Here is a 12,720-nt window from a genome sequence, read left to right as displayed (position 1 = left end):
GTTAGAGTGAAGCCGCGCGGAAGGGGTTACGGTCATTCAGCTCATCCATATAGCTGTCGATGCCGTCGGCTTCGCGTTCCAGGAAGTTCGCCACCGCATCGGCGAAAGCGGGGTGGGCCAGCCAGTGCGCCGACCAGGTCTTTTGCGGCAGGAAACCGCGCGCCATCTTGTGTTCGCCCTGGGCGCCGCCTTCAAAGCAGGCAATCTTTTGCTCGATGCAGAATTCCAGCGGCTGGTAATAGGCGGTTTCAAAATGCAGGCAGGGCACGAACTCCAGCGCCCCCCAGTACCGGCCGTACAGGGTCTGGCCGGTATGGATCAGCAGCGACGAGGCAATCGGCCGGCCGTCGCGTTCGGCCACGATCAGCAGGATATTCTGCGGCATGCCGGCCCCTATCCTGAGGAAAAAATCCAGGTTCAGGTAAGGCGTGGAGCGATGCTCGGCATAGGTCTGCGCATAACAGCGGTTGAAGAAGATCCAGTCCGCTTCGGTCGCGTCCGTGCCGCGCACCCGGCGCAGCCGCACGCCGGCGTCGGCTACCTTGCGCCGTTCGGCCAGGATGTTCTTGCGCTTCTTGCGTTCCAGCGTATCGAGAAACGCCGTGAAGTCGCGGTAGCCCGGGTTCAGCCAGTGGAACTGGACCCCGCTGCGCAGCATGAAACCTGCCTGTTGCAGGGCCGCGGCCTGTTCGGCGGGCGGATAGAGGATGTGGGTGGATGAGGTCTGCGTGTCCTTGCGCAAGGACCGCAGCACCTCGACCAGCGCCGCCCGCGCCGGTTCGTCGCGCGCCAGCAGGCGCCCGCCGGTGACCGGCGTGAACGGGATCGCCGACAGCAGTTTCGGGTAATACTCCAGGCCGTTGCGCTGGTAGGCGTCGGCCCAGGCCCAGTCGAACACGTATTCGCCGTAGGAGTGGAATTTGACGTACAGGGGCAGGGCTGCGATCAGCTGCGGCGGGTTGCAGCCTGGGTTACTGCTTTCTTCCCACAGGGTCAGGTATTGCGGCTGCCAGCCGGATTTTTCCGAGGCGCTGCCGCTTTCATGCAAGGCATGCAGGAAGGCGAACGACAGGAAGGGATTGGCGTCGGCTTGCAAGGCCAGCAGTCCGTCCCATGCCGCCTGGCCGACTTCGCTCAGGGATGAAACAATGCGCGTGGAGGTCTTGGTTGTTGTCTTGTTAATCAAGGACGTGGCGAGCTGTGAATGTGGGTGGCGAAAGCGATGAGTTTAGCACCGCCGCCGGCGTTCTGCCGCACGCGCCCAAGGGCAAGGCATTAGCATGCGATAATTGGCCAATCAAGCAGAGCGCAGGAAGAATGATGACAACCAACAAATTTCTGAACCTTTACTCCCATGATTTCGCGCGCGTCGCCGTCGCCATCCCGAAATGCCGGATAGCCGACCCCGCCTTCAACGCCGCCGAGACCATCGCGCTGGCCAGGCAGGCAGAACAGCAAGGCGCCGTGCTGGCAGCGTTTCCGGAGCTGGGTTTGTCTGCCTATACCTGCGACGACCTGTTCCACCAGCGCGCTCTGCTGGATGCCTGCGAAGCGGCATTGGCCACGGTGGTTGAAGCTTCAGCCACGCTCTCGCTGGCGCTGATCGTCGGCCTGCCTTTACGCGTCGGCCACCAGCTGTTCAATTGCGCGGTGGTGATTGCAGGCGGCCGCATCCAGGGCATCGTCCCGAAAAGCTACCTGCCGAACTACGGTGAATTCTACGAAATGCGCCAGTTCAGCCCGGCTGAAAATGCTGCAACCAGCGAAGTCGAACTGTTCGGCGCCAGCGTTCCGTTCGGCACAGGATTGCTGTTTGAAGTCAGCAACCTGCCGCTGCTGAAATTCCATGTCGAGATTTGCGAAGACGTGTGGGTGCCGATTCCGCCATCGTCGTTTGCGGCGCTGGCCGGCGCCAGCGTGCTGGTCAACCTGTCCGCCTCCAACGTGGTGGTCGGCAAGGCGGGCTACCGCCACCAGCTGGTCGCGCAGCAATCCGCGCGCTGCCTGTCGGCCTACCTGTATACCTCGGCGGGCAAGGGCGAATCGTCGACCGACCTGGCCTGGGACGGCCAGGGCCTGATCTACGAAAACGGCGAGCTGCTGGCGGAGTCCGAGCGTTTCCTGGACGACTCGCACACCATCTTTGCCGATGTCGACCTCGAACGCTTGTCGCGCGAGCGGATGCGCCAGACTACTTTCGGCCAGTCGGTGCGGCGCCATGCGGGCGAAGTCGCCAGGTTCGAGGTGATCCGCTTCGAGCTGGCCCTGCCGCTCGACAAGGCTTTGCCGCTGGCGCGCACCGTCGAGCGTTTCCCTTACGTTCCTGCCGATCCCAAGCGGCGCGACGAACGCTGCACCGAGGTCTACAACATCCAGGTGCAGGCGCTGGTGCAGCGCCTGTCCGCCAGCAAGATATCCAAGGTGGTGATCGGCGTCTCGGGCGGGCTCGATTCGACCCACGCCTTGCTGGTCTGCGCCAAGGCGATGGACCGCCTGAACCTGCCGCGCGCGAATATCCTGGCCTATACCATGCCGGGTTTCGCCACCAGCGAGCGCACCCTGCTGCAGGCCAGGCAGCTGATGCAAGTGGTCGGCGCCAGCGCAGCCGAAATCGATATCCGCCCGAGCTGCCTGCAGATGCTGAAAGACCTGGGCCATCCTTATGCCGACGGCCAGGAGCAGTTCGACATCACCTTCGAGAACGTCCAGGCCGGCGAACGCACCAACCATCTGTTCCGCCTGGCCAACTTCAACAACGCGATCGTCATCGGCACCGGCGACCTGAGCGAGCTGGCGCTGGGCTGGTGCACCTACGGCGTGGGCGACCACATGTCGCACTACAACGTCAACGCCAGCGTGCCGAAGACCCTGATCAGCCACCTGGTGCGCTGGGTGGCCGAGACCGGCGCCATCGGCGGCCAGGGTTCGGACGTGTTGCTTAATGTGCTGGACACCGAGATCAGCCCCGAACTGGTGCCTGGCAAGGCCAGCGGCAAGCCCGAGCAGATCACGGAAAACGTCATCGGGCCGTATGAGTTGCAGGACTTTAACCTGTACTACATCCTGCGCTACGGGTTTGCGCCGTCGAAAGTCGCTTTCCTGGCGCTCTCGGCCTGGCAAGACAAGAGCGCGGGCAACTGGCCTAACGACGCCAAGGTGGTCCGCAACCAGTACGACCTGGCGGCGATCAAGCGCAACCTGGCGATTTTCCTCGACCGCTTTTTCCGCACCAGCCAGTTCAAGCGTTCCTGCGTGCCCAACGCACCCAAGGTCGGCAGCGGCGGCTCCCTGTCTCCGCGCGGCGACTGGCGCGCGCCGAGCGATTCGGAGGCGACTGTCTGGCTGGATGACCTGGACAATATTCCCGGCTGACAGCCGGCGCGCCGCAGGCAATGCGGGATTCCCGGTGCAAAGCACTGTGTTTTAAATACACTTATTGATTTGGGCGTATAGACAAACCGGGTTTTTCATATACTCTTCTAGCTTGCGCTTCAACTGGACGCGTCCCGCCTGGGATGCGTTCGCTGCAAAGATTTATGTTTTAATGCCTAAAGGAGTTGTCATGAAGCAAATTACCGCCGTTATCAAACCCTTCAAGCTGGACGAGGTGCGTGAAGCCCTCGCCGAAGTTGGCGTCACCGGCCTGACCGTGACTGAAGTAAAAGGCTTCGGCCGCCAGAAAGGCCATACCGAGCTGTACCGCGGCGCCGAATACGTGGTCGATTTCCTGCCCAAGGTGAAAGTCGAACTGGTGATCGACGATGCCCTTACCGAACGCGCAGTGGACGCCATCATCAAGGCCGCGCGCACCGGCAAGATCGGCGACGGCAAGATCTTCGTGCGCAATATCGAGCAGGTAATCCGCATCCGCACTGGTGAAACCGGCCCCGACGCAGTCTGATGCTTCCGGCGTAGCAATCGTTACTGCCTTCCCTTTCCGCCATTCTGTATCTTGGCCGCGGTCCTTCGATGTAATGGATGACTGACCGCGGCTCCAGGCTCACCCAGCCATTTCCGTCATTGCCGCCAGATCCAGGCCGCAGCTTGTGAAAACCGGTAAAACGTTTTTCGCATACTCTTTTACGTTTTTCTTATTGGACGCGGCTTGCGCCCGCAAGCTATCGTTTCCTCTTCCGCAACACGACGCAATCACGAGTTGCGTTGTAGTGTAGCGCCACAGAAGAGGTGATCCATGTCGTCTACCGCGACAATCGCAATTGAAGAAAACCAGGCCGACCTGTTACCCCGGGTCCTTCCGGCGCATCGCATCGGCAGCGACCAGGAAGCGTTGGACATCGCGCGCGCATTGGCCGCCGAGTTCCGCAGCGGCGCCAGCGAGCGCGACCGCGAACGGCGCTTGCCGTGGGCGGAAATCGAAAAATTCTCAGCTAGCGGCCTGGGCGGCATCAGCGTGCCGCGCGCATTCGGCGGCGCCGAGGTTTCCTACCGTACACTGGCCGAAGTGTTCCGCGTGCTGTGCTCAGCCGACCCGGCATTGGGGCAGATCCCGCAAAACCATTTCGGCATCCTCGGCGTGGTCGCGCAAAGCGCTGACGCCGCGCAGAAAACGCGCATCTACGCCGACGTGCTGGCCGGCCAGCGGATCGGCAACGCCGGGCCGGAGCGCGGCACCCAGAACATCCTGGAGATGAAAGCACGGTTGCTGGAAACGCCTAACGGTTATCGCCTGAACGGCAAGAAATTCTATTCCACCGGCGCCTTGTTTGCGCACTGGGTGCCGGTCAAGGCGCTCGACGAACAAGGGCGCGTGGTGCTGGTATTCGTCAGACGCGGCACGCCCGGCCTGACCATCGTCGACGACTGGTCCGGCTTCGGCCAGCGCACCACCGCCAGCGGCACGGTGCTGCTGGATAACCTGCCGGTGGCGGTTGAAAACGTATTGCCGCTGCATAGGCAAGCCGAGCAGGCCGGCATACAAGGTCCGGTCTCGCAACTGATCCAGGCGGCGATCGACGCCGGCATCGCCGAAGCCGCGGTCGACGACGCCATCCATTTCGTGCGCACCCGCTCCCGCCCCTGGGCCGACAGCGGGGTGGAGCGCGCCAGCGACGATCCTTATGTCATCCGCGATATCGGCGACCTGAAGATCCGCCTGCATGCGGCCAACGCGCTGCTGGCGAAAGCCGCCGGCCTGCTTGACCAGGTCGCCGCGGTGACGATCGATGCCGAAGCGTCGGCGCGCGCCTCGATTGCTGTCGCCAAGGCCAAGGTACTGACGACCGAGATCGCTTTGCACGCCAGCGAAAAGCTGTTCGAGCTGGCCGGTTCCGCCGCCACCCTGGCTGAACATAACCTGGACCGGCACTGGCGCAATGCGCGCACCCACACCTTGCACGATCCGGTGCGCTGGAAGCTGCACGCCATCGGCAACTACCTGCTGAACGGCATCGCGCCTGCGCGCCACTCCTGGAACTGAGACCATGACTACATCCATCAAATCCGCCGACGGCCCGGTGGTGCACATCCTCGACGATATCCAGGCGCTCGCCGCGGCGCGCGCGCTGGCGGCCTCGTTCGTCAAGGAAGCCAGCCAGCGCGACCGCCAGCGCCAGTTGCCGCTGCATGAACTGGAACAGTTCTCCCGCTCCGGCCTGTGGGGGATTTCGGTGCCGCGCGCCTACGGCGGCGCCGGCGTTTCGTTCGCCACGCTGGCGGAAGTGATCGCCACCATTGCCGCGGCTGACGGCTCGCTCGGACAGATTCCGCAAAATCATTTTTATGCGGTCGAGATCCTGCGCGTGAACGGCAGCGAAACGCAAAAGCGTTTTTATTTTGAACGGATCCTGGCAGGCGAACGTTTCGGCAATGCGCTGGCAGAACTCGGCACCCGCACTTCGCAGGAACGGCGCACCCGCCTGGGCAAGGATGGCGACGGTTTCCGCATCAACGGCCGCAAATTCTATGCAACCGGCGCGCTGTATGCGCACCGCATCCCGGTGTCGGTGATCGACGACGACGGCGTGCAGCAGCTGGCGATCGTCAAACGCGGCGCCGCCGGCGTCAACGTGATCGACGACTGGTCCGGTTTCGGCCAGCGCACTACCGGCAGCGGTTCGGTGGTGCTGGACAATGTCCGGGTCGAGGCGGAGGAAGTGCTGCCGTTCCAGAGCGCCTTTGAACGTCCGACCTCGCTCGGGCCTGTGGCGCAACTGCTGCATGCGGCGATCGACGTCGGCATCGCCCGGGCGGCGCTGCACGATGCGGCCATCTTCGTGCGCACCCGTTCGCGGGCCTGGATCGACAGCAAGGTCGAACGTGCGATAGACGATCCTTTGACCGTGCGCGAGTTTGGCGACCTTGCGGTGCGCCTGGCCGGCGCCGAAGCGCTGCTTGAACTGGCCGGAGAGGCCGTGGACCGCGCCGCTGCAGCGCCGGACGCCGACAGCGTCGCCGCCGCCTCGATCGCGGTCGCCGAAGCACGGGTCCTGACCACGGAAATATCGCTGGCCGCCGGCAGCAAGCTGTTCGAGCTGGCCGGCGCCCAGGCGACCTTGTCCGAGCACAATCTCGACCGGCACTGGCGCAATGCGCGCACCCACACGCTGCACGATCCGGTGCGCTGGAAATACCATGCCGTCGGCAACTATTACCTGAACCATAAAAATCCACCGCGCCACGGCGCCATCTAAGCCACAGCATGCCGAAGAAACAAATCCGCCTCAACGCGTTCAACATGAACTGCGTCGGGCATATCAACCATGGCCTGTGGACCCATCCGCGCGACCGTTCCAGCGACTACACCAGCATCGCATACTGGACCGAGCAGGCCCAGCTGCTGGAACGCGGCAAGTTCGACGGCCTGTTCCTGGCCGACATCGTCGGCGTCTACGACGTCTACCAAGGCTCGGCTGACCTGACCTTGCGCGAATCGATACAGCTGCCGGTCAACGATCCGCTGCTGCTGGTGTCGGCGATGGCTGCGGTGACCAGGCATCTCGGTTTCGGCGTCACCGTCAACCTGACTTACGAAGCGCCGTACCTGTTCGCGCGCCGCATGTCGACCCTGGACCACCTGACGCGCGGCAGGATAGGCTGGAATATCGTCACCGGCTACCTCGACAGCGCCGCACGCGCCATGGGTCTGATCGAACAGCCTGAGCACGATGCGCGCTACGAGCGCGCCGAAGAATTCATGCAGGTGCTATACAAACTATGGGAGGGCAGCTGGGAGGACGGCGCCGTGCTGCGCGACCGCCAGCGCCGGGTGTATGCGGATCCGGCCAAGGTGCACAGGATCGCGCATCGCGGCCAGCATTACCAGGTAGACGGCTATCACTTGAGCGAACCCTCGCCGCAGCGCACGCCGGTGCTGTACCAGGCCGGCGCTTCGGACCGCGGCCAGCAGTTCGCCGCAGCCCATGCGGAATGCGTGTTCATCTCCAGCCAGAAACCGGAGGCGACGCGCAAGCTGGTCAGCGATTTGCGCGACCAGGCGCAACTGGCCGGCCGTTACCGGCATGACCTGAAAATCTTCATGGGCATTTCCGTGATCGTTGCGCCGACCGCCGCCGAAGCACGGGAAAAATATGCCGAATACTACCGCTACGCCAACCCGGAAGCCGGCCTGGCGCATTTTGCCAGCGGCACCGGTTTCGATTTTTCCAAGTACGGCATAGACGAAGCCATCAAGCCGGCCAGCAGCAATGCGATCCAGTCTTCCGCCAAGGCGGTGACGGCGGCCGACGCCGGATGGACTGTGCGCAAGCTGCTGGACCAGCTGGCGCTGGGCGGCCGTTACGTGACCATCGTCGGTTCGCCGCAGCAGGTTGCGGACCAGCTGGAGGCGTGGGTAAGGGATACCGATATCGACGGCTTCAACCTGACGCGCACGGTAGCGCCGGAGAGTTTTGAAGATTTCGTCAACCTGGTGATTCCCGAGCTGCAGGCGCGCGGTTCTTACAAGCTGGACTACGAGCCAGGGACCCTGCGCGAAAAACTGTTCGAGGCCGGGCAGCCGGTTTTGCCTGGCAGGCATCCGGCCGCAAGCTACCGGCAAGCGGTGCGGACATGATTTAGCGCCGGCGGCGGCGCTGGTACATATCCATCAGCGGCGTCGAGGAAATGCCGTGCATGACGATCGACATCGCCACCACCGTCAACACCATGGAGCTGACATGCGGCGCCAGCGCCGGCGAACGATAGCCATTGGGCGCGGTCCACGGATATTGCAGCGCGAACATCAGGTAGTACAGGGAGCCGATGCCCTTGATGCCGAACCATGCCAGCAGGCGCCGCTGCAAGGGCGTGACGCTGGCGCCTGTCAGCGCCAGCGCCACCGAGAGCGGCCGGATGATAAAAAACAGCAATAACGCAAGCAGCGCTCCCGCAGCGGAAAAGCCGATGTGCGACAGCAGGATGCCGGTCAGGGTCACCATCAGGAATTCGGCAAACTGTTCCAGCTGCATGTTAAAGCCGAGCACCGTTTCCGTCATGTAGGCGGAAGCCTTGGCCGGATGGGTCGCCACCTCTTCCTTGTCGCCCGCATGGGGCACATGCGCCACGGCCGGGGCCTGATTGGGATCGACTCCCTGCAGGCCGCTGTTGGTCGACTCGATGCGCCGCATCGCCAGGCCGGCGGCGAACACCGCCAGGAAGCCGATGCCATGGATCGCCTCCGTTGCGCCATAGGAAAGCGCAATCAGGCCGATGCCAAGGAATTCTTCCATTCCCAGCGCTAGCCGGAACCGCCGCCGCAAGCCGACCACCAGGCGTCCCAGCAGCCAGCCGGAGAGCCAGCCGCCGACCAGTCCGGCGGCCACGCCCCAGGCGACATGCAGCATTGCATAGTCATTGGTATAAGCGGCAGCCAGGGGAACGCCCAGCAAGGACAAGCCCAGCATGACGAATGGAAACGCGGTGCCGTCGTTGAGGCCGCCTTCGCCGGTCAGGCTATAGCGGATGCGGTCGCGGTCGCTGACATGCTTGATCTGGACGTCGGAGGCCAGCACCGGGTCGGTCGGCGCCAGGATGCCGCCGAGCAGGATGGCGGCGCCCAGCGGCAGGCCGAACACGAACATGCCGGCCAGCGCCACCAGCGGAATCGTGACCAGCATCGCCAGCACGCCCAGCCGCAGCGGCAGCCGCCAGATGCGGTCGCGGAACGGCATGCGCAGCTTCAGGCCGACAGTGAACAGGGACAGCAGCAATGCCAGCTTGGCCAGCGTGGCCAGCAATTCGGCGTGCTGGTCCGGCGCGACATTGATCAGGCCGCTCACCGCCGGTCCCAGGATGTAGCCGACAGGCAGGTAGAACATCGCCGGGCTGACCGGCAGGCGATCCAGCAATGACGCCATCAAGCCCATGGACAACAGCAGCGCGCCGACGATCAGGTACCAGATGATTGATTGATCGATGGCAAGACCTCCTCGCATGAATTAACCCCCGCCAGAGCGCTCAGTATGGGGAGCTGACGCGGCTTGATCTGTACGCTAACCAACAGAGTGGGGAGGGGAGTGGGTTGCCTGTTCTTTCCACCGGCCACGGCGCCGCTGTGGAGGATCGTTCAGTTTGTTGTATTGAAAGGAATTGTCGCGCCGGCAAATGCATGGAGCACGCCGGGCAGCCGCCACACCGTTGCGTGAGCAGCATGGGCGGCGGCGAGAGCGAAGACTTGTTCAGCTGTTGTGTTTCTTGACCCAGGAAACGTAGTTGTCCATCCAGCCTTGCAGGAAAGGTTTGCTGTCTGCGCCGATATCGCCGGCTGCGTCGAACAAGCCGTCCTTGGCCTGGACGAACGCTTCGGGCTGGCCCAGTGTCGGCACATCCAGGTAGGCGAGGACATTGCGCAAATGCTGTTGCGACAGGGCGGTGCCGACGGCGCCGAGCGATACGCCGATGACGCCGGCAGGCTTGCCGGCCCAGGCGCTCTGGCCATAAGGACGGGATGCATGGTCGATGGCGTTCTTGAGCACGCCGGGGATCGAGCGGTTGTATTCAGCCGTGACGAACAGCAAGCCCTGGGCTCCCGTGATCTCGGCTTTCAGGCGCTTGACAGCTTCCGCCTGGTTGGCGTCGTCGTCCTGGTTGTAGAGCGGCAGGTCGCCGATCTGGACTTGCTTGAATACGAATTCGGACGGCGCCAGTTTTGCTATGGCGGTCGCCAGCTTGCGGTTGAATGAATCGCGGCGAAGGCTGCCGACGACGACTGCGATCTGGTATTGGCTCATGAGGATCTCCATGAAAGGAAGGGGTGTTTTCCCTGCAGACATCGCCGTTTTACGGGAAACGCCAGTCTTGCATGGAGCACACGGCGACGTCAGTGCGGTATCGAACCTGGCGCCTGAAGCATGGCGGCTCCTCTTGTTGTTCGGCGTGCAGGCCGGGGAGGGAGTATTCGGTACCGTATCGGCATCTTACGACAAAAGACGTAGGGCTGCTCCGCGTCTTTCAAGCATTGCCCGGTGCTGCTCTTGATTCTGAGCCGGCATTGCATCGAGCGCAGAATGACGGGCGGTATGCTGTCAGCGCCTTTTTTTCGCCGAGCGGCGGCTAAACCGCTGTTCGACAACCACGGTTCCCCACTGTGATCCTTCGGCTTCATCGGCCAGCTTGAAGCCTGCCGATTCGTATAGATGGCGCGCCGCGTCCAGGCCCTTGAAGGTCCACAAGCATGTTTCGTTAAAGCGCTGGTCGACAAAATCCATGGCAAGCGAGAGCAGGCGGCGTCCGACACCGGCGCCGCGCAATGCGTCGTCGACAATGAACCAGCGCAGGTGCGCAATGCCGCCGGCTGTGTCGCCGTCTATCGCAATCGAACCTAGCGTCCTGCCGTTTTCGACATAGAGCCAGAGTGCTTTGCCGTCGGCGGGCAGGGCCTGGGCGAATTCGGCCAGTTCCGTGGCCACCCGTCTTTCGAAGAACACGCCGAAGCCCGATGTCTGCGAATAGAAGCGCGCATGCAGGCTTGCCACATCGCCTATGCATCCGGGCTGGTAGCCTTGCACGATTTGTTCGTCGATCGACCTGGCTGGCTGTGGCGTCTCGCCGGCGTTATTCAGCGCCAGCGCATCCGCGTAAAGTCCAAGCGAGCGGACCAGTGTTTGCTGGTCGGCAGGCGCCAGTTGCCGCAAAGCGCTGGATACCTGTTCGCTGGCAAAGCGGTCGATTTTCTTGCGCAGTTTCTGACCCGCGGCGGTCAGGTGGAGCCTGAAAGAGCGGCCGTCGTCGTCTGCGCTCTCGCGCATGATCAATCCTGACGCCTCAAGTTTTGCAACCTGCCTGCTGGCATTCGACTTGTCCAGGCGCAGCACGCTAGCCAGGTTGCGCGCCTGGATCCCTGGCACCAGGCCGATTTCGATGATGGCGTGCACCGCCGACGGCGCAAGATCGCTCTCCGCCAAGGAAGGCCGCATGAAACCCAGTTCGCGCACCAGTTTCCGGGAAAATTCACGCAGTTCGAGGATCGTGTGTTCTTTCGGTTTCGTCGGAAAATTGAAATAGCTCATGGCGTCCTCGATAAAGTTGCATAAGATCGCATAAGGTTGCGTTTCGCAACCAATATACTTGCGTTGCGCAACTTTATCAAGGTCGAATATCAGTCATGCCGCGCCTGTCGTGCTTACCTGGGAAAGTACTTCACTATCCCCTCCACGAGCAGCCGCACGTCGCCGAACAATACGCCTATTTCAGTGCTGGCGATGAACAGCGCAGTCTGAAAAAGCGCGGGGTATCTGGCTAGCAGCGCCATGCTGCGCGCTTCGTACAGTTTCCTTGCGCTGCCGCGAACCGCCAATGCGACGCACGCTATTCCCAGTATTGCGCCTGCCACGATGTCGCTCGGATAGTGCAGGCCGAGGTATACCCTGGGCAGGGCGATGAACACCAGCACATAGAGATAGAGCAGGCAGCCGGCGCGTCTTGAAATAAGGAAAATCCCGGTGGCCAGGCTGAAGAACAAAGTAGCGTGGTCGCTCGGAAAAGAGCTCCATATATACAAGGCCTGGCTCTCAGGCACAGGCAAGCCGATGAACTCATGGTATGCCAGCACGGCGTTGGCAAAAGGACGCGGCTGATAGGGGCCGATATTGTTCGCGGTCCTGGCGATCAGCACCGCAACCACGCAGCTGATCAATGTGCCGATGATGACGCGCCTGGTGTCCGATTTAGGGTCAGCATCGCTGAACCAGAAATACCAGAGCATGCCGATGATGGGCAAGCCCTTGAACAGGTTGGAACCGGAGATGTAATGGACGATCTGGTTGAAGGGGGCCGACATGGCGGTGAATTGGGACAGCCAATGCATCACCGCAAGATCCACAGAGTTGATCCACATTTTTATTTTTCCTTTCGCGAGGTTATGGAAAAAGAGATTTTTTAATGGACATACGATTTATAGCATTTATCGAGGGGATCTGATTTAATCCGCAGTCGCCGTTTATGTAAAGAAAATTTTTTGACATATTTGCTGCCTCGCACAATAATTTTTTTTTAGATGAAACCTGCGTCGATGAATGACTGTCAAAGTATTCGTAGCTGCACAAGCCGCGGTTGGAAAATTTATTTTTGCGTCCTAATATGAGTGCATGAAGATTCACGAAGAATAATGTGAAACCTTGTAGAAGCCTTATATTTATTGGCTTGTAAAGGGTCAACAAAGATGTTTGTTGAATTGGAAATTTAATGTTGATCTGTATTTTCAAACAGTCAACGGAGTTGTTGTCAACGTGAGAACTGACTTTCGGAAACATGTAACAAATCGTT

At 61.5% G+C, this 12,720-nt stretch carries 10 protein-coding genes; 5 read left to right on the top strand and 5 right to left on the bottom strand.

All coding sequences use genetic code 11. From position 1 onward, the window contains the following. Position 1 precedes the first annotated feature (1 nt). Positions 2–1,186, bottom strand: coding sequence for a GNAT family N-acetyltransferase (locus V8G57_RS22985; RefSeq protein WP_342831361.1), 1,185 nt, complete (start codon positions 1,184–1,186; stop codon positions 2–4). Between the two features lie 134 nt (positions 1,187–1,320). Here V8G57_RS22985 and V8G57_RS22980 point away from each other — a divergent pair, with 134 nt between their 5' ends. The 5 genes from V8G57_RS22980 to V8G57_RS22960 all read left to right on the top strand — a co-directional run bounded on the left by V8G57_RS22980 (position 1,321) and on the right by V8G57_RS22960 (position 8,032). Beyond that, complete coding sequence (locus tag V8G57_RS22980; RefSeq protein WP_425458322.1) at positions 1,321–3,372, top strand: NAD(+) synthase; 2,052 nt, start codon at positions 1,321–1,323, stop codon at positions 3,370–3,372. Positions 3,373–3,562: 190 nt separating this feature from the next. After that, positions 3,563–3,901 (top strand): P-II family nitrogen regulator, encoded by a 339-nt coding sequence (locus tag V8G57_RS22975; RefSeq protein WP_038487829.1) that lies wholly within the window; start codon positions 3,563–3,565, stop codon positions 3,899–3,901. A gap of 291 nt (positions 3,902–4,192) precedes the next feature. Beyond that, positions 4,193–5,437 (top strand): SfnB family sulfur acquisition oxidoreductase, encoded by a 1,245-nt coding sequence (locus V8G57_RS22970; RefSeq protein ID WP_342831359.1) that lies wholly within the window; start codon positions 4,193–4,195, stop codon positions 5,435–5,437. Positions 5,438–5,441: 4 nt separating this feature from the next. Next, positions 5,442–6,650 carry an SfnB family sulfur acquisition oxidoreductase gene (locus tag V8G57_RS22965; protein WP_342831358.1) on the top strand — a complete coding sequence of 403 codons (1,209 nt, stop codon included), beginning with the start codon at positions 5,442–5,444 and terminating at the stop codon, positions 6,648–6,650. 8 nt (positions 6,651–6,658) lie between these two features. Beyond that, the gene (locus V8G57_RS22960) at positions 6,659–8,032 is read left to right on the top strand and encodes an LLM class flavin-dependent oxidoreductase (RefSeq protein WP_342831357.1); all 1,374 of its coding nucleotides are present in this window, start codon (positions 6,659–6,661) and stop codon (positions 8,030–8,032) included. A 1-nt stretch (position 8,033) separates the two neighbouring features. Here V8G57_RS22960 and V8G57_RS22955 read toward each other — a convergent pair whose 3' ends face one another. The 4 genes from V8G57_RS22955 to V8G57_RS22940 all read right to left on the bottom strand — a co-directional run bounded on the left by V8G57_RS22955 (position 8,034) and on the right by V8G57_RS22940 (position 12,292). Then, positions 8,034–9,392 carry a cation:proton antiporter gene (locus V8G57_RS22955; RefSeq protein ID WP_342831356.1) on the bottom strand — a complete coding sequence of 453 codons (1,359 nt, stop codon included), beginning with the start codon at positions 9,390–9,392 and terminating at the stop codon, positions 8,034–8,036. 243 nt (positions 9,393–9,635) lie between these two features. Then, a complete protein-coding gene (locus tag V8G57_RS22950) occupies positions 9,636–10,187 on the bottom strand; it encodes an NADPH-dependent FMN reductase (protein WP_342831355.1) in 552 nt (183 codons plus the stop codon). Positions 10,188–10,481: 294 nt separating this feature from the next. Next, positions 10,482–11,465 carry a bifunctional helix-turn-helix transcriptional regulator/GNAT family N-acetyltransferase gene (locus V8G57_RS22945; RefSeq protein WP_342831354.1) on the bottom strand — a complete coding sequence of 328 codons (984 nt, stop codon included), beginning with the start codon at positions 11,463–11,465 and terminating at the stop codon, positions 10,482–10,484. Positions 11,466–11,578: 113 nt separating this feature from the next. Then, entirely contained in the window at positions 11,579–12,292 is a 714-nt protein-coding gene (locus V8G57_RS22940) for a phosphatase PAP2 family protein (protein ID WP_342831353.1), read from the bottom strand. Positions 12,293–12,720 lie beyond the last annotated feature (428 nt).

It is taken from the genome of Collimonas rhizosphaerae, assembly GCF_038896935.1.
Lineage (GTDB): Bacteria > Pseudomonadota > Gammaproteobacteria > Burkholderiales > Burkholderiaceae_D > Collimonas > Collimonas rhizosphaerae.
Note: the sequence above shows the minus strand (reverse complement) of the source record. Positions and strands in the feature narration are given on the sequence as shown.